The organism is Winogradskyella haliclonae, assembly GCF_014635865.1.
In the GTDB taxonomy this organism is placed as follows: domain Bacteria; phylum Bacteroidota; class Bacteroidia; order Flavobacteriales; family Flavobacteriaceae; genus Winogradskyella; species Winogradskyella haliclonae.
Window position 1 is genome coordinate 1,428,034 of record NZ_BMDQ01000001.1, and the last position, 19,067, is coordinate 1,447,100.

At 32.1% G+C, this 19,067-nt stretch carries 15 protein-coding genes; 6 read left to right on the top strand and 9 right to left on the bottom strand.

Features of this window, described 5'->3' with window-relative positions:
• Position 1 precedes the first annotated feature (1 nt).
• The 3 genes from nrfA to IEV10_RS06550 are packed head-to-tail and all read right to left on the bottom strand — an operon-like array spanning position 2 to position 3,359.
• Positions 2–1,504, bottom strand: a complete 1,503-nt coding sequence (gene nrfA, locus IEV10_RS06540) for an ammonia-forming cytochrome c nitrite reductase (RefSeq protein WP_188373879.1) — start codon at positions 1,502–1,504, stop codon at positions 2–4.
• 11 nt (positions 1,505–1,515) lie between these two features.
• Complete coding sequence (gene nrfH, locus IEV10_RS06545; protein WP_188373880.1) at positions 1,516–2,121, bottom strand: cytochrome c nitrite reductase small subunit; 606 nt, start codon at positions 2,119–2,121, stop codon at positions 1,516–1,518.
• Positions 2,121–3,359: an alginate export family protein gene (locus IEV10_RS06550; RefSeq protein ID WP_188373881.1), complete on the bottom strand. Its 1,239-nt coding sequence runs from the start codon at positions 3,357–3,359 to the stop codon at positions 2,121–2,123. The genes nrfH and IEV10_RS06550 overlap by 1 nt, the downstream gene beginning before the upstream one ends.
• A gap of 254 nt (positions 3,360–3,613) precedes the next feature.
• On the opposite strand from IEV10_RS06550, the gene IEV10_RS06555 reads away from it, so the two are divergent.
• From IEV10_RS06555 to IEV10_RS06575, 5 genes are all read left to right on the top strand, one after another.
• On the top strand, positions 3,614–5,944 hold the full coding sequence (locus tag IEV10_RS06555) for a TolC family protein (RefSeq protein WP_229719615.1): 2,331 nt from the start codon (positions 3,614–3,616) through the stop codon (positions 5,942–5,944).
• 6 nt (positions 5,945–5,950) lie between these two features.
• Entirely contained in the window at positions 5,951–7,042 is a 1,092-nt protein-coding gene (locus IEV10_RS06560) for an efflux RND transporter periplasmic adaptor subunit (protein WP_188373883.1), read from the top strand.
• A gap of 17 nt (positions 7,043–7,059) precedes the next feature.
• Positions 7,060–10,170: an efflux RND transporter permease subunit gene (locus tag IEV10_RS06565; RefSeq protein ID WP_188373884.1), complete on the top strand. Its 3,111-nt coding sequence runs from the start codon at positions 7,060–7,062 to the stop codon at positions 10,168–10,170.
• 231 nt (positions 10,171–10,401) lie between these two features.
• Positions 10,402–10,824 carry an ion channel gene (locus tag IEV10_RS06570; RefSeq protein ID WP_188373885.1) on the top strand — a complete coding sequence of 141 codons (423 nt, stop codon included), beginning with the start codon at positions 10,402–10,404 and terminating at the stop codon, positions 10,822–10,824.
• Between the two features lie 5 nt (positions 10,825–10,829).
• Complete coding sequence (locus tag IEV10_RS06575) at positions 10,830–11,261, top strand: hypothetical protein (RefSeq protein WP_188373886.1); 432 nt, start codon at positions 10,830–10,832, stop codon at positions 11,259–11,261.
• A gap of 244 nt (positions 11,262–11,505) precedes the next feature.
• Here IEV10_RS06575 and IEV10_RS06580 read toward each other — a convergent pair whose 3' ends face one another.
• The 6 genes from IEV10_RS06580 to IEV10_RS06605 form a co-directional block, all read right to left on the bottom strand.
• Entirely contained in the window at positions 11,506–12,306 is an 801-nt protein-coding gene (locus tag IEV10_RS06580) for a TIR domain-containing protein (RefSeq protein ID WP_188373887.1), read from the bottom strand.
• Positions 12,307–12,681: 375 nt separating this feature from the next.
• Positions 12,682–14,046, bottom strand: a complete 1,365-nt coding sequence (locus IEV10_RS06585; protein ID WP_188373888.1) for a tetratricopeptide repeat protein — start codon at positions 14,044–14,046, stop codon at positions 12,682–12,684.
• A 40-nt stretch (positions 14,047–14,086) separates the two neighbouring features.
• A complete protein-coding gene (locus tag IEV10_RS06590; protein WP_188373889.1) occupies positions 14,087–15,055 on the bottom strand; it encodes a putative phage abortive infection protein in 969 nt (322 codons plus the stop codon).
• A 139-nt stretch (positions 15,056–15,194) separates the two neighbouring features.
• Positions 15,195–16,049: a hypothetical protein gene (locus IEV10_RS06595; RefSeq protein WP_188373890.1), complete on the bottom strand. Its 855-nt coding sequence runs from the start codon at positions 16,047–16,049 to the stop codon at positions 15,195–15,197.
• Positions 16,050–16,059: 10 nt separating this feature from the next.
• Positions 16,060–16,434, bottom strand: a complete 375-nt coding sequence (locus tag IEV10_RS06600; RefSeq protein ID WP_188373891.1) for a DUF4160 domain-containing protein — start codon at positions 16,432–16,434, stop codon at positions 16,060–16,062.
• Positions 16,435–16,596: 162 nt separating this feature from the next.
• Positions 16,597–17,163, bottom strand: coding sequence for a hypothetical protein (locus tag IEV10_RS06605; RefSeq protein ID WP_188373892.1), 567 nt, complete (start codon positions 17,161–17,163; stop codon positions 16,597–16,599).
• Between the two features lie 942 nt (positions 17,164–18,105).
• On the opposite strand from IEV10_RS06605, the gene IEV10_RS06610 reads away from it, so the two are divergent.
• On the top strand, positions 18,106–18,564 hold the full coding sequence (locus IEV10_RS06610) for a hypothetical protein (protein ID WP_188373893.1): 459 nt from the start codon (positions 18,106–18,108) through the stop codon (positions 18,562–18,564).
• The last annotated feature ends 503 nt before the right edge of the window (positions 18,565–19,067 follow it).

Consider the following 19,067-nt stretch of genomic DNA (forward strand, 5'->3'; position numbering starts at 1 on the left):
TTTATTTTTCTACTGCAGAAACAGTATTAACAATAGGCATTTTGTCTTCTCTTGCTTTAGCTTCTTCCAACCACTTTGGCAGTAGGTTTTTCTTAAAGGCTTCTTTATCAGCATGAAGTTTTTCCATATCGAGACCAATAAACTCTTGTGCTTTTTCTTTGGTAGAAATATCTGGCATTTCTACTGGTTTATTATGCCCCAAATCAGATAATAACCGTGCTAATTTTACCCGAGCTTCTTGCACAACAACCAAAGCGCTACCCATTACACGTGCGGTTTCTACTGGCGAATGAAAAGAGCCTCCATGCGCGGCAGCAGAATAATCCCATCGCCATTGCGCGTGACGAATGTCTGTTAAGATATCTTTCATTTGCGCTTCAGTAGCTCCTAAATCCCAGCATTTTTTTGCTTCGATATGCGACTTAACCAATAAATCCTCAAGCTTTAAACGTGTTTCTGCTGCTTTTCGCTGACGTTCATAAACATTTTTGATGAGGTTTTTTGTTTCTTCACGATGACAAACCTGACAAGCATTAGATACATTATTTAAAGGCGATTGAATATGGTGGTCTGTGAATTTTTGTCCACCTTCACTTTTATAAGGCATATGGCAATCCGCACAAGACACACCTCTATCAGCATGCACGCCGGTACTAAAAATTTCATATCCAGGATGCTGTGCTTTTAACATTGGAGCTTTACTCAAACCATGAGTCCAATCTGAAAATTCTAAATCATCATAATATTTCTCCATAGCTTCTACGGTCATTCCATTTTTCCATGGCAAAACCAAATATGGTACACCTTCTTTACCAGGTAATTTTTTATTGAAATAATATTCTACATGACATTGCGCACAAACCAACGAACGCATTTCGTTATGTGTTGCTTGATTGATATCTTTTCCCATAGCATCAAAAGCTTCAACTAATGCTGGTCTTGTAATGCGTAGCTTCATATTGTTAGGATCGTGGCAATCTGCACAACCAATAGAATTGACAACTTCAGATCCCTTGTCTGCCCATTTTCCGCTGTAAAATTCTGCAATACCTTTTTCATTCATTAAACGTGGTACATCAGGACTTTTACACGTCCAACACGTAGCTGGCATTGGACCATCACCTTCGCCTTTTGGGCCACCAGTTCTTAACGTGTTATGTATATCTTCTATAGCGTAAGCATGCCCACGGCCTTGGTTATAATCTTTAGAAAAGCCATAGCCAGACCAAAGAATGACTAATCTTGGATCCTCCTCGAGCATGTCACGCATTTTTGATCCGCCTTGGTAGGATATAAAGTTTGTATCTTTTGTCTGTAACGACGATTGATATTCTTTAGGAAAATTTTGACCCCAAACCTCATTTCGGGGTTCATTTTCCGCAATACTTACTGCAGGTGTGTACCTGTATTTAGCTTCTGATTTCCTGTTAATAATACTCGATGCTAACAATCCTAAAAGGAAAACTGCTACGAGGGTAACGATAAACAAAATCTTATTTTTCATAATCAAATGATTTATTCTTTATTTACTGCTTCTGCCAACCACGATGGAATAACCATTTCATCGCTATCTGTTGGCAATGGCGCTATATTATTTTGAATAGTTGATAATCCATGGACTTTACCATGAGGTACTTGTTTATGGCAACTCCAGCACTGACGTCCTAATCTATTTTCACTATGGCCTTCTATCCAACCATCATATTTAGCTTGTGTTACTTGCTGGACATGACAACGAATACAATTCTGCTGAACGACTTCCTGAGAAGCTTCCTTCATTTCTATAACATCAGGCTCAGCTCTCATTGTGAATACTGAAGCATGATATAAACCATCCTTAGCCTTAAAGTAATACTTATTAAATACATTATCATGTGGGACATGGCAATCATTACAATTGGCCCACTCACGATGCGAACTATGCATCCAACTATTATAAACAGGTGTCATTACATGACAATTAACACAGGCTTGTGGGTCATCGGTTAAATAAGAAGTCACTCGACTTTCCTTAGCCATAAATAAACCTAAACCACAAATTACAGCAATATAGAAAACAGCTTTTTCTCTCCAATGTGAACCTTTTGGTGGTAAGATTTTTATGTCCTTTAGTTTTGGCATTACTCTGCTTTAGTTTTAAATAATGTCGGTCTGAACATTAATCTCGCCCAAGCCCAGTTATTAGTATTTTCGTTAGGTCTTCCATTCTTTACAAGGCTCATACTCTCTGATGCAAATAAATGTGAATATCCTATATTTAAAATTACATTTTTAATTGGCTTTAGTGTATAAACTACATCTACCTCTGTTCCTAGGTATTTATCTTCATTATTTAATAAATCAGCGTTAGCTTGAAAATAATGCCCTTTTAATAAAAGTGTAGATGTCTCACTTGTTTTAAAAACAACTTTTCCATAAATATCGTTTAAGCCTACATTATTAGCGTGATTTCCGACGTAAAAATAATCCATGTATCCATTAAACTTATGATTGGTCCCGTACAAAGGAAAGAACGAATTATTTTCAGAACTTCCAGATTGGTCAGTGCCACTTAAAATTTCTAATCCTAAACCAAATAATGTTTTATTGGGTTTATAATCTGCTTCAACTAATAGCTGATAAGCGCTGATATTTACATCTGACGTATTTTCTCCAAACTGATAATAAAAACTACCTCTTAGGTTTGTGTTTTTAATTGGATAAGTTAAAAAAGTTCCTAAAGTCTGCACATAGTTAACACCATCTTCGACAGTTTGGCCATTTTCTTGTTTTGTTTTTTGAAATCCTGTGTTTAGAAATAATAGACTTGCTTTAAGCTTAGGCCAATCTTTATGTAAATGCGCAAACTGCATACTCTTATAAGTAAAGGCACTTTGAAGGAAAAAACCGTTACCCTCGCTGCTTATGTTTTGTTGATTAAAAGCAAACCCAAAGTCTGACTTGAAAGATTCTTTTTTGTAGCGTATTAAAGCTGCATCATGAGAACGTCCCTGTTGAGCCCAGTCTAAGCCACCTAAAATACGTTGATCGTCATAAGACAGTACTTGCCTACCTAACTTTGTTGACCAATTTTCGTTAAAATCATAAGTTACCCAAGCTTGAAATAGTGAAAATGAGTTATTATCGTCGCTTCTTGCTATTTGAGGAGTATCACCCCAAACGCTTACGTCTTGTACACTAATTCCTAATTGTACTTTATCAATTACATAATTAATATTTAAACGTGTTCGCTGCTCAACAAAAGCACCTGGTTCCGCATTATCGGGAAATAGGTTTCCAAAACCGTGACGGTATTCAAAACGCGGACGAATATCGGCATCAACTGTTAACTGTGCAAAAGTAAAGTCAACATATAACATAGTTACACTCAGAAAGCAAAAAAAAGAAAGGCTGGTTGGTTTCAATATTTATACTTTTATGTAAATGTAGAGTTTTTATAATAACAAAACATTCAAATATGATGTTTTAACAAAAAAATCAATAAAAACAGACCATTCAAGTGTTTTATGTTTAGAAAAAATGTGAAAAATTTAAACAATTTCGATATAACGTATATAAGTACTACATTGCAATAGTAAATACTTTTCAAGTAACGCCATTTAAGAAATTTCTAATGAAACGAACGTTAATAATTCTAGCTTTTTTGTTTTATTTTATTGGTTATAGTCAATCGGTCAAAATTGGAATTTTGAGTGACGAATCAACATCTGAAACACAGCCCCTATTAGAAGATTTAAAATCTCAAATTAGAGCAGTAGTTGGGCAAAATACCAGTGTAAATTTTAGTGATGTCTTAATAAATGATCATAATATTGATAAGGCAAAGTCCAATTATCAACAGTTAGTAAATGATGATACAGATATTATTTTGTCATTTGGTCTTATAAATAATATCGTGATTTATGAAGAAGACATCTATCCTAAACCGACTATAGTATTTGGCTCTGTTAACAATGATTTTATCGATTTACCTGAGAATCAAACTACTTCTGAAATTGAAAATGTAACCTATATCATTGCTCCAATCTCCTACAAGGAAGATTTAGAAGCCTTTAGAGATTTATTTGATTATAAAAATATTGGTATTATTATAGAAGATTATGTTGTTGAGGCACTACCTGTAAGGGAATTGTTCAACAATTATTTTTCTCAACAAGACAGTAATTATAAATTGATACCAATTAATGATGACAATAATGTTAGTAATCTATTATCTGGAATCGACGCTGTATATATGGCCGGAGGCTTCTTTAAAACCGATGCAGAACTTAAGGCTTTAATTGACGAAATAAACTCAAGGAAATTACCTTCTTTTTCAGCATTTGAAAATAGAACAGTTCAACAAGGCATCTTAGCAATTAATCAACCCGAAACAAACATCAGTCAATTTTTTAGACGCATTGCTTTAAATGTGGAAGCTATTATTAATGGAACAAACGCCTCAGAGCTTCCATTATTTATTGATTATAAGAAAAAATTAAGTATCAACTTCTCTACTGCCAAGCAAATAGAATTTCCTTTACGCTATAGCCTTCTGGGAAAAGCAGATTTTGTAGGAGATAATGCGGTTGTAGCCTCAGATATTTCATTGTCTCTATTAGACATTATGAATGATGTAGTAAAAAATAATCTTTCATTACAAGCAGAACGAAAAAATATTGAATTAGCACAGCAAGACATAAAAACTTCTAAAAGTGGTTTTTTACCTGATGTTACTGCATCTGCATCGGGGCTTTATGTTGACCCCAGAGTTGCTGAAATTTCCGGTGGCGCAAGTCCTGAGTTTTCGACTTCAGCTGTAGTTGTAGCAAACCAGCTTATTTATTCTGAAAGTGCAGCCGCTAATATTAGTATTCAAAACAGTCTTCAAAAAGCTCAAGAACAGACCTATAGTGCCGCAGAACTTGATGCCCTTTTAAATGCTTCAATAGCTTATTTTAATGCTTTGATATTAAAGACCAATGCACAAATTCAGAATGAGAATTTAAAAGTCACCAAGCGTAATTTAGAACTAGCTGAGCAAAATTTTGAAGCAGGTGCATCTGGTAAATCTGATGTATTACGCTTTAGAAGTCAACTAGCACAAAATACTCAAAGCTTAATTGAAGCAGGTAATCAACTAAGTCAATCTTTCTTTACCATCAATCAATTATTGAATACTCAAATATCCAATAAGATAGATGTTATAGATGCAGAACTTTCGGAAGGGGTTTTTAAGAATTATAGATATCAAGATTTTTTCGAATTGCTAGACAATCCTAAATTACAGGCCAATCTCATAGAGTTTTTGATTGAAGAAGCTAAAAAGAATGCACCAGAATTAAAGAATATAGATTTTAATCTTGATGTTACAGAGCGCAATTATGACCTTAACGATTATGGTCGATTTATTCCAACGGTATCCTTACAAGGACAATACAGTTTAGCCATATCCCAATGGGGAGTTGGCTCCACGCTACCTGCAGGTGCAATAACAGCACCAGATGGCACTTATAATGTTGGTTTAAATTTGTCATTACCAATTTTTCAACAAAATCTAAGGAATATTAATAGGCAAACCATAAAAATTCAAGAAGAACAACTTCAAATTCAAAGAGAGAATACCGATTTAAACATTGAAAAAAATGTGAATGATATTGTTTTGGATTTAGTTAATCAAATTGCAAATATTGAAATTTCAAAAATTTCGGAAGAAACGGCAAAGGAAAGTTTAGAACTTACACAAAATGCCTATCAAGAAGGCGCTGTTCCTGTTATTCAATTAATAGACGCACAAACTAACTATTTACAAACACAATTAGCCCGTGCTACAGCTAACTATAATTATTTAATTACATCTATGCAGTTAGAGAGAGCTATAGGCTATTTCTTTTTGATGCATACAGAAACAGAAAATCAAGAATTTATTCAACGTGCACAACAATATATCTTAAGCAGAAACTAACTAATTATGAAAGCACATATACACCTCTTTTCAGCATTAATATTATTCTTAAGCTTAAATTCCTGTAAGGAAAAAACAGAAACCAAAGAAGAAGTATTAAGACCGGTTAAATATGAAGTAGTAGGAACTTCTAATGCCCAAACAATAAGAACATTTAGTGGTTCAGCTAAAGCAATGGATGCCATAAATTTAAGCTTTAGGAGTGGTGGAATTATCACAAAAGTAAATCATTGGAAAGGAGCAAGCGTTAAAAAAGGGGATGTAATTGCTAAACTTGATAACATTGAAGCCAACTTGGCATATGAACAGTCAGTGTCGTCATTAAACGCAGCTCGCTCAGCAATGAACACGGCAAAATCTAGTTTAGATCGTGTAAAGTCGTTATATGAGAAAGGAAGTAATTCATTGGCAGATTATGAACAAGCTAAAAACTCATACCAATCGGCTTTGGACCAATTTGAATCAGCAAAACGGAACAAAAGTATACAAGCAACCCAATTAAGCTATGGTGTAATTAGAGCACCTAAGGACGGAGTCATTGCTTGGACAGACGGTGCTGTGAATGAACAAGTTTCTGCGGGGCATACATTTGCAGGTATGAATGCAGGTGAAGGGTTAAAAGTTGAAATTGGTTTACCGGAAGCTATTGTAAATAGAGTAACGGTAAATATGAATACTGAATTAAAGTTCACTGCTCTAGAAGGTAAAATTTTCGAAGGACGTGTTTTTGAGGTTTCTCCAAGTATAGACCCAAGTTCCTCAACTTACATTACAGCTATCGAAATACTTAACCCAATACCAGAAATAAAGCCAGGAATGGCAACAAACGTGACTTTCGATTTTGATAATGAAGAAAAGCAAAACGATAACACATTAGTAATTCCATTAAAAGCAGTTGGTGAAGATGGTAATGGCAATTTCGTATTTATTATTAATTCGGAAGATGGCAAAACTGGAACCGTGAAAAAGCAAGCCATTGAAGTTGGAGAACTATCAGGTTCTGGATTTGAAGTAAAAAGTGGACTAAATGCAGGAGATAAAATAGCAACAGCTGGTTTACAAACTTTGCTAGATGGACAAAAAGTAAGATTACAATAATTTAATAAACCAACCAGATGAATCTTACTAAGTTTTCAATAGAAAAAAACCGAGTTGTTTTAAGCATTCTTGCCGTTGTAATGGTTATGGGTATGCTTTTTTACCAATCATTATCGCGTGATAGTATGCCGCCCTATACCATTCGTGTAGCGTCTGTGGTATCATCTTTTCCAGGTGCAAGTCCGGAACGTGTTGAAGAATTGGTAACAGATAAAATTGAAAAAGTTGCCCAGGAACTTCCAGAACTAAAAGAGGTAAAAAGTACTTCTCGCTCAGGACTTTCTGTAGTGCAGGTGGAACTTAAAATGGAGGTTAAACCTCAAGATTTGCAAGCTGTTTGGGACAGATTACGTCGAAAATTGAATACTATTCAAGGATTACCTAATAATGTACAACCTCAGCTACAAGACGATGGCATAGGAGAAGTTTTTGGGATTGCTGTTGGCTTAATTAGTGATGGGTATTCCTATATAGAAATGAAAGACTATGCTGATGACTTACGTGATGATCTTATAAAATTAGAAGATGCGGCCAAAGTAGAACTCAATGGTGTGCAGGAAGAGCGTGTTTTTGTGGAATTTGAAAATGCAAGATTAAAGCCTTATGGGTTAACTTCAAGCAAGCTTCAAGGCATTATAGGCAATACTAACATTTTGAGTTCTGGTGGAACTATAAATGTAGAAGCAGAACGTATCATTTTAGAACCAACAGGTAATTTTAGTAGTTTAGACGATATTAAAGAAATGCTTATTCCTGTTGGCGAAAACGGACAAGTTGTAACACTTGGAGATATTACCAACATTAAAAAAGGCTATATCAACCCACCGAAACAAAAAGTTCGTATTAATGGAAAGGATGCTATTTCGTTACACGTATCACTTAAAGAAGGAGCTAATATTATTAAACTTGGTGAGGAATTAGATGTCGTTTTAAATACATGGAGAGAAAAATTACCTGTTGGTCTAGAAGTCTCGCGTTTGGCATCTATAGATCAATATATAGAGTTAAAAATCAGTGATTTTATTGGTAATCTTTTACAAGCAATTGCTATTGTATTAGCCGTAATGTTATTCTTTTTAGGTATAAGAACAGGATTGGTGATTGCCAGTTTAATACCAATAGTAACTATTACAACGCTAATGGTAATGGGGTTGATTGATGTTGGTTTAAATCAAATCTCGTTGGCAGCTTTAATTATGGCACTTGGAATGATGGTAGATAATGCCATTGTGGTAGCTGAGTCTATAATGGTGAAAATAGAAAACGGGATTGATGTTATGAAGGCCGCAATAGATTCATGTTCGGAGTTGTTTACGCCGTTATTGATTTCAACATTAACAACTTCAGCGGCATTTTTAGCATTCTTTATGGCCGAATCAGTTATGGGTGACATTATGGGGCCAATTTTCGTAGTGATAACTATTGCATTATTATCTTCTTGGATTATCGCGTTGAGTATTATCACATTGTTCTGTGTATTTTTCTTAAAGGTAAAACCAAAAGAAGAAGGAAAAGAAAGCTTTTTAGATAAAATAATTAATGGTTTAAAAAGCAAGTATAAAGACCTTATTTTATTTGCTTTATCATGGAAACGTTCTGTTTTAGTAAGCATAGTTTTTATGTTCTTTTTGTCACTGTTCCTATTTACTAAATTGGCGTTTGTATTCTTTCCAGACAGTGATAGAAATATGATTACTATCGATGTGAATCTTCCTGAAGGCACTAAAATTGAAAGTACGACTGCTGTCATTAATGCTATTGAAGATTTTATTACAAGAGAGCTTAAAACGAATGAAAACAGATCAGACGGCATTGTAGATTGGTCAGCTTACATTGGAGAAGGACCTTCGTCTTATGATTTAGGTTATAATGCTGATGAGGCAAATTCTAACTACGCGCATATATTAGTAAATACCTCGTCATTTTTGGTTAATAATGACATGGTCAAACGGATTGACAAATTTGCATTTAACAATTTTCCAAATGCAGATATAAAAGTAGGATTGTTAGGCTCTGGTGGTAGTGGAACACCAATTGAAATAAAAGTTTCTGGTGATGACCCAGATAAATTAGCAAGCATTTCCGAAGAAATAAAAGCAAAACTCTTCAGTATTGATGGTACAAAAAACATCAAGGATGATTGGGGGCCAAAAGGGAAGAAATTTGTTATAAACATCGATAGAAATAAAGCTCAAAATGCAGGCATTACTAATCAGGATATAGCAACATCATTGCAAACTGTTTTAGATGGTTTTAGAGCAGGTGAATTTAGAGAAGGTGATAAGTCTATTCCTATCATCATGTTAAGTAACCAAAGTAAACAACAATCCTTATCTTCATTGGAAACCTTAAACGTTTATGCTCAAAATTCTGGCAAAAGTGTACCATTATTACAGGTCGCATCCATAGTACCACAATGGCAATACTCAAAAATCAAGCGATTAGATTTAACGCGGACCGTCATCGTTTCTAGTGAGTTAACAGGAACAGGAAATGCTTCGGCTATTACTTCAGAAATAACACCTTGGTTAATAGAACAAAAAGCTACTTGGGGAGACGATTATACCTATAAATTGGGTGGTGATGCGGCTAATTCAGCAGAAAACATGGGAGCTGTTGCTAAATATTTACCATTATCAGCCTTTATTATTGTGATGCTACTTATTATTCAATTCAATTCTTTCAGAAAGATGACTATGATTGTCAGTACCATTCCTTTAGGCGTTATAGGAATGGTAATAGGTTTACTCATATTTGGAGTGCCTTTTGGATTTATGGCCTTTTTAGGCGTGATTTCTTTAGCTGGAATTGTCATTAATAATGCTATTGTGCTAGTAGATAGAATTGAGATTGAAGAGAATGAACTAAAGCGCAAACCTCAAGATGCAATAATAGCCGCATGTTTGCAGCGTTTTAGACCCATATTATTAGCCACTTTCACAACAGTTTTGGGGTTAGTACCCTTGTATCTTGGTGGAGGAGAAATGTGGGAACCTATGGCAGTTACTATTATGATAGGTTTATTATTCGGAACTGTTATTACCTTATTATTTATACCGGCATTTTATAGCGTTTTGTATAAAGTGAACTATACAGATTATATATTTAAAGATGAACTATTATCATAATTTTTGAAGAATTTATATTCATATCGGTTCGAACTTTTTTTTATTAGCCAAATTTTTGTTTTGTTTGGTTCATTAATTATTCCGTCCGCATTGTTCGATACGACAATTGCTCCTATATTATTTTTAGTCAATTTATTAGCTGGTATTTTAATAGCAAGTAAAAGTAAATTTCTAAAATTTACTTTATTTATTCTTTTATTAGCCAGCATAGCAATAGTCACAGTTGAATTTATGAATAGAAATAGTTATGGAATTTGGCGTATGATAGTATATTTTTTGTTTTACGTGCTTGTTACATTAGAACTAATTAAACAAGTATGGCGAGCTAAAGTTGTAGATAAAAAGGTAATTTATGGCTTAGTTAGTGGTTACATATCCTTAGGTTTAATTGCATTTTTTATTTGTTTGAGTATTGAAACATTACATCCTAACTCTTATTCTGGATTTATAGAAAGCAGTACGATAACGGAAAACTTAACATACTATAGCTATATAACACTAATGACTATTGGTTACGGCGACATCTTACCTATTACATCTCTTTCACAGAAAGCAGCTATATTAATAGGTTTAATAGGCCAAGTTTATTTGGTAGTAATCACTGCGATTGTAGTTGGTAAATACATAAATCAGAAAAATAATCAAATCTTATAAATTTTATGAAAAAATTAAAAACTCTTACACTCTTATTCACTATTTCAGCTTCTATGTTTGCTTATTCTCAAAGCGGAAAAGCTTTAATGGAAAAAGTTAATGAACGTAAAGTAGATACTGCTTACACGTGGCAAGAATCTGCCAATATGCATTTTCAATTTTACAAGGATACTAAAAAGATGAAATTGTCGGATGAGGTTGAGAATAGTTACACTAACATCATATTTAACTCTACAGCTAAAATGGCTCGCTTAGACGATAAGGACAAAGATTATACTGCAAAAGAGAGAAAAACTATCTTTTTGAAAATGGTAGATGACATGAATGGCAAAATAAAAGCAATTCTAACAAAAGAACAATACGCTATGCATGTAACAAATTTTAATCGTATCTTAAGAAGTGTATATAGGCGTTCTGGTTGGGTTTGGGAAGAATAACTAAGTTAAATTAATACTCATGTAAAAATACACTTTTTAGTATTTTAACTACAAATTGTGACCAACTTGTGTCAACAATACTGTCAACCAAAAAAATAATCCTTTGAAAATTATTTGATTATGAAGAGTTAAATGGAGAAGGTTATCTGTTTTGTCTATAGCTCGTTGTGGAAAATCAGCTATGATTTTCCGCCGTAACTGAAAGATAGCAATGAGCTATACAAGTTGTTGTACATTGCCTTTTTTAAATAACTAAATTTATATCAACTTGATAACCGCTATTTCTTAATTCTTTCGCTAAATCAAGTCTCCAATTGCTTTCTAGTTGAATATAGACGATTCCTGATATGTCATTAGGGATTTCGATATCCCCTTTTACTAATGCACAAACGTTATTTCGCCCTATTTTAGCAATTAGATAGCCATGTTCAAACACGACGTTTTGTCTTGCTCTAAACTTTATATTTTTAGAATCGTTTCTTTTGTTTCCTTGGTCGCAAGGTGTATATAAAACTACGCCAAATCCAACATTGGAATATTCCTCAATTTTTTCAATAATTGTTTTTCCGGAACTAGCTTGTTCATGAAGAATTATTGCTTCTAAACCTAACTTTTCTATAAATCTAGCAACTTCCGTCTTTAACAGTTCGTCATGACCATGAACAATAAAAACTTTTTTAAGAGATTGAGTTTTTGAAACTTTAAAAGTGGTGTTAGCTTTTTTATCAGAAAAATGATGCTTTATTCTTGAGTGTGCAATTTTTAACTCCGAAACAGCATTTAAAAGAACATTTGAACCGAACATATCTGTTATAGTTAAAGACCTTCTAAATATACTCTTTGCTTTGGCTAACTCTTTGTCATTGTAAATAGTCTCTTCAAATATTGGTTCTAATGCACCAATTGCCTCTGAAGCCAAACTTTTGTTTTCCAGCAAAAGTTCTTTTTGATTTTCTAACCATTGCTTTTCTGTAACCAATAAATGAATTTCATTGAAAGATTTTGTTGCTTGATTTATTAATGATAATATTTTCTTTTTATTCATTTCACAGGTGTGTGCAATGGGCTTTATGTATGGCGAGTGAGTTGACTTATTCATCTCACGAGGTAGCTATCATTGCACCTCATGCGCTATACACTTAGTTGATGACTGTGCCTTTTGCTCATTGCGATAACTAAATTAATAAAAACTTTTGATTGAATGTGGTGTAATTTACATATCTCAAGGGGTAGGAATTGGAACGGAGTGACAGTGTAGCAACTTGAGTTCACCTTTAGGTGAATTGTACATCATCGTGTTGGTGTATGAGTAGTAGCGGATTTTTACTCACAAACCTTTCGGTTTTATATTGACCTTTGTTTTATGTTTATGCTCTCGTTTTATCACTTAAACCGCTATTACTTATACACATTGTTATGGTTAGTTTTTTGTTAAGTCATTTAATTTTTCTTTAGCGTCAAATTCACCTTTTTCCGCTGCAATTTTTAGATGCTCAATAGCCTTATCCAATTTTCCCAATTTTAAAAGAAGCTCTGCATAGTGATAATCTAAAAAATCAACATATTTTTTTGCTAAATTAAAAGCATCCAAATAATGCTCTTTCGAACAGTCAAAATCATTTTTGTAGAAACAATATAAGCCTAGGTTTCTTGATGAATATGCTGGATTGTTATTTCCTAATTTAATTGATATATCTATAAATTTTTTTCCTTCATCTAATCTGTTCATTCTTATTAAAGCATATCCCAAGTTGTCATTTGCATATTGCATTGTATCGTTAATTTTTAATGCTTCTTGAAAATTCAATATACTATTGGCATAATTCCTTTCTTGAATATTTTTATAGCCAATACTATGATATAAAGAACTTAAATCTTCACTAGCATATTTTGAATAAGGTCTATTTTTTACTGCTAGTTTTAGTTGCTCTATTGCTTTTTCATATTCATTATTTTCAATTGAATATCTTGCAACATTTTCATAATGATAACCAATTACTTCTTTATGGGTCATGTTTTTTAAATAACCATATTTCTTTTCGTCTTCAAGATTGAACTGTGTGCTTACAGTTGGTGATAAACCATTTCTAAAATCTTCATTACTAAACGTATTTGCAGAATTATTATCCCAATTAATAAATGAATTTTCATTAATTTGGTATCTAATAAAGTTGTGTTTTGGCACCTCTACCAAATACATAGGTAAATTATTTACTTGAGCTATGCCTAAGTAAATAAATGCAGTCAAATCACAATCTGACCGATAGAATTTGTTAGACTCACTATTATAAAAATATTCCCTTCGATTTTTAGTCATACAAATAGCACCTGAATCATCATCGGAATGTCTATAGTAGTCAAAGAAATATATCGTTTGATTGCCGTCTCGTCTATCTTTTTGTTCAAAAAGATTAATATTTTCTTTTTTAATCTCAACTTTAATTAGTGCTTGATTTAATCTCTCTATAGTATAGTAAGTTATGAAATCGAATTCAGTTAAAGATTGGTCAATTGTATGCAAAATTTTTAATGCTCTTTGTTTGTTTTTCAGTGATGTCTCTAGTTTGATTTTTTGAATTTTTTGGGTAGTATAATCAATAATGGAATCTATCAATTTGTACATTTTCTGATAATTGATATCTGTTTGCTTAAATGCTCTTTCTTCCATGCTCAAAAGTTCATGGGTAATTGTTTTATACTTTGATATATAACCATAGTTTTTGTTTTGAGCAAAGGCTATCCCACTTATTAAAAGAAACTGTATTAAATAAAAAAATCTTTTCATCGCTCTAATTAGCCACAATGAACTATACACGGTGTTGCCATTAGTTTTTTTTAAAATTAGGTTTCACGTTTTTTATTTTTTCTTCATAGATTTCTTGATGATAAGGATTTTTCGCCATTATCCTAAAATCAAAATTCTGCATTATGTCAAATTCTTTTATCAGAAACAAGAAATTTGGATATCCCAAACCTTGATGAAGCGAATTATATAAAATCAAAAACAATTCATTTGAGGAAAGCTGAGCTCTTACAAGAGTAGCGTAAAACTGCTTTTTGGATTTTTCAATTAGTTCGGAAAAATAAATGAATTTAAAAATGTGATATACATTTCTAAAGTAGTGGCTTAATATCTGCTTATAATCATCAAAATAAAATTCTTTATATGCCATGTTTAATCTTTTAACAGCAATTTCTTTAGTTTTTGGAATGCTTTCTTTGTATTCTACAGAACCAACAGAAGTTCTTTCTTCAATACTATTTGAATATTTTAATTTGATTTCCAAGTCAGCGGAAGCCTTAGATAAAACTTCTCTTTTTTCTAATCTTTCATTTCTCATCATTGAAGTTTTAGAAAAGTTAAGTTTATCAACAAGTTCGTGATGTAAGGTTAATAGCTGAAAAAAAGTGTTTTCGAAACGCTGAATTTTTAATGTCTCACTTTGTTCTTCAAAAACTTTTCTAGTTTCAGATAATTCAGTTCGTTGTAGTTCAAATTCCTCAATTTGTTGATTTAACGCTGAAACTTGTGCGTTTAGGGTTTCTCTATTTATTTCAATGTCCTTTCTTTGTTCGGTTAGAGCCACATAAAATAAAATCACACCAGCCAATGACCAAAGAGAGCCTACTATTCCGCCAATGAAATCTCCAAATTGTGCTACTTTTTCTGCATTTACCTTTGAATCGAAAATAATACTTTCTTTATAAAAAAAAACACCAATTCCAATCAGGAATAGAATTAATCCAATCCATAATAAAATTTTGCTATTTCTCTCTGTTAGTGTTTTTTTCAAATTAATGACAATGGGCTTTGTGTATGGCTCGTTGCGGAAAATCAGCTATGATTTTCCACCGTAACCGAAAGATAGCAAATTGCAACGAATTCCGATTAAGAATTCTGTCGCAATGAGCTATACACGTTGTTGGCAGTAGTTATTTTATTTCCGAGCCATATAAATTCTTGACGTTGTCTCCAAAATCAAATTTTGTATGCTCAAATGGTGAATAGATGAAAAACTGTTTGATTACTTCTGTTGCAAAATCAATTCTCAATGCTGCAACAAAACCCTTGTCTTTATAATTTTCTACCATAATTCCAACCAAATAAAATTTTGGAATTCCTTTTTTTCTGTCATTCCAATCTGGAACATACCAAAGTCCACTGCCACTAATTCCTCTTAACTCCTTTGTGATTTGTTTTTTCTTTGAACCAAATGGCGCAACTTTTCTTTGATATTTTACCAAAATAAAATGGTCAGGGTTAAAACCATGCTTTTCGTATTTATTATCTTTTACTGGATAAGTTAAAAATTTTACTGGAATTGGTTTAAATTCAGCTTTGCCACTTGTTTTTTTTACTCCTGAAACTGGGTAACCTGCAATTACGTAATATCCACCTTGCTGTACTTTATGATTTACTATAATGTTTGATGGATTACAAAAGCCTAAATTACCTCCAACAAAATTTTTGTTCTGTCTTGCTGAAAATTTTAGAATTCCAAAGTCTATTGGGTTGTCAGTTTTTGAATTTTTATATGATGTTATAACTATTCCGTTTAGCCATACCATTTTTTTATCGGCTCCTGGAACCATCAAATTTGGCCAATCTTCTAAATTCAATAAATGTCCAGCACTTATCAAATATCTATCTTCATTAATTTTCAGGAAGATTCCACAGCCTAATGGGATTGCAGAAGGTGGATTAGGTATACTTAAAATAGGTGTTACTTGTAATGCAGTATTTGCTACATTTTGAGTAAGTATTCCTAATTTTTCATCAAATTCCATTAATTAATTTTTAACTTAAAACAGATAAATCAAAAACTTGCCCTTTTTGCATATTCTCCCAAATTATAAGTAGATTCTCTTTATTTTTAATAATCCATTTCTTTACAATCTTTTCATACTTTTTTTCAATCGTACCAGCTAATAATTCTTGATTTTCAATTTCTATACTCGCAACGTGATTTTGTTTGCCAATGTCAATATGAATATGAGGTTTATTGTGATTTTCTTGATACATTTTGACTTTTACATTTACAAATTTCTTTACAAGATGTTCTTGTAATAATCCTTTTTCTGAATTATTGTTACCATTGAGTAATTCAATTGACTCAATTGATTGTTTTAGTTCTTTTGTCTCTTCGTAAAGTGTTTTAAGTATTTCTTTCAATTCTTTGGTTCGTTCGTTTAATTACTGTCAATGGGTTTGTGTATGATTAGTTACGGAAAAGGACGTGAGTCATTTTCCGCCGTAACCGAAAGATAATTAATTGTGGCTGAATTTCCTCTCGGAAATTCAGCCACAATTAATTATACATGTTGTTGTAAGTAGTTATTTATTTTGGTTTTCAATCAGTTTAGTTGCTTTAATTAGATTTAAAAGAGCCTTAATAAAGAAAATAGATAAGGTAGACTTGAAAATAAAGACAAAAGTCAGAATCCAATTGTTATTCGAATCGATTTGAGAAATCTTGATGTGATAGGTTTCTAAAAAATCAAACATAACAGACCTAATGAAATTATCAATTGCATATATCATCCATTCATAATCATAAGGCGGATTAGGAATAGATACTGAATTTATTACAAATAAGCTACTATCATATAGAAAAAGTTGGTGACATATTAAACCAAATACTACTACAAATCCAAATGGTGGAATTAAACTCGGGTTCAAGTCTAATTTAGAATCTCGAGAATCAATATCTGCCTTTATACTCGATTGAGCTTTTTTGTATTTAAAAGCAAATGTTAAAGACCTATAACCAAACCAAATAAAAAATAAGATATAAACTACTAATAAAACTGGATAATAAGTTTTTAATTGAGAAAGAGTTAATCCAGAAGTTATAGCTATAAGTATTGAAAAGGTTAAGTCATAAATCAGTTTTCTATTCATTCTTGGGTTTTACTAATTACTTACAACTACTGGATATAAAGAAACTTCTTTATGTCTAAAGATAAGGGAATAAAATTAATACTTTTTTGTAATTATTTGGTGTATTTACATCGATATGTAAGTTCCTGATTTTGTGATGATATTTGAAGTTAAAAAGAAGTAATAAACCATAAAGACCATGAACCCTATAGTTTAATATAGGTTGGAATTTCATATATAGAAAAATCGCAAATATTCTTTAAAATTTAATGGATTATCAACGATACTGTCAACCAAAAGAATAACCCTTTGAAATCATTTGATTACAAAGGGTTTTGCGGAGAAAAAGGGATTCAAAATTCATACTAAAAATTTAAACAGACGGAATGAAATTTTCGGATAAATAAGTAGCTTAAAGACAATTAGGAGGTTCTTAAAACAGCAAGTACTTAAACCTAAATAGACACCTAAAAATATAAAGTCTAGTAATAATAAAGCATACTGGGCCTATTTGTGGAGTCGACGGCGCAAAAGTTGAATTACTTTGATGAAGATTTACAAAAGTCACTTATTAGAATTAATGAGTAGTAGTATTTAATCGATATATGTCAACTGTCTAGCCTATTAATTCTATTTTGACTCACTATTTGAAGGCATTTGATTCGTCGTCGCAATAATTTGACTAAATTCGTTAAATAAACATGAAGAAAATATTTAATCCTATAAGATTGTAGTTTAAATCTAAACATATTTACAAAGCGTTAGCTGTTGTTCTGTCTGAAAAATCGCCAAATTTTAATGTCACACGAATAACATTTACTAATGCTCATGCTTTAGGCGTGGGTTAGTACTTGTGTGTGACTAGGTGTTTGGCGATACCTTCAGATATCAAGGTTTGAAACCCCACGCTTTTTTATACAATTAATTCATCAAGGGGTTTTGATGAGACAAAAATTATTTAAGATGAGAACAAGTAAGATAGTGTTATTAATTTTAGTATGCTTCTTTAGCATTGGCTGTAAAGAAAATCAATCTCGTAAAAAAACTCCAGAAGAACTAAGACATGAACTAAAACAAAATGAACAATCAAACCCTCTGGATTATATCTCAGTTGCTGAGGCTATTATGACACCACAAAGAAAAAAGGTAAAAAAAGCTGTGTTATTTAAAAAAGCAAAATATGTCGATGACGGAGCTATAATTAATGGATATATTCAAAATAAAGCTTCTTTGGCTAAGTTTAAAGATGTGAAACTAAAAGTTACTTATTACTCAAATACTAAATCAATTATTTCTGAAAAAACATTTATTCTTTATGAGTATTATTATCCAAACACTTCTGAGAGTTTTACTATTAAAGTATATCCACCAGAATCATATAGCACTTTAAATATAAACGTTATTAATGCAATTGGTGAGTAATAATTAGTGGATAAATAAGTATATGATTGGACAGCGCAACTTGTCTTCTAATAAAAATTATTAAAAACAATAATTTTCTGTATTTGTATAGGCAAAAGGTTTTCAGAAATAGAGTTTTTGGTTCTACTCACCTAAAGTTTTGATTGATTAAACTAGAATTTAACAAACTCAGTTTAACTCAGGATTTATCGTAATTCTTTGTCGTGCCATTATTATTAATGCATTACGATACTAAATCAATCTATAATTGATTAAATCGATAGTTACGATACGATTAAAACGATTCGTTAATTTAAGTTGGACTTTTTACTTAATACGATAATAATAGTATTTATCATGTCTCTCAACGGAATAATAAATTTCAATCATATATTCTTAAAAGCTTTTGGTTCTAGGTGGTGATTTAATACTATGATTAAAGTAGGTTATTTCAGGTTCTAACATGATAAAAATTGTTTTTGGACATATCATTTTTAATAAAACTACTTCAAGTACTAAAGCAT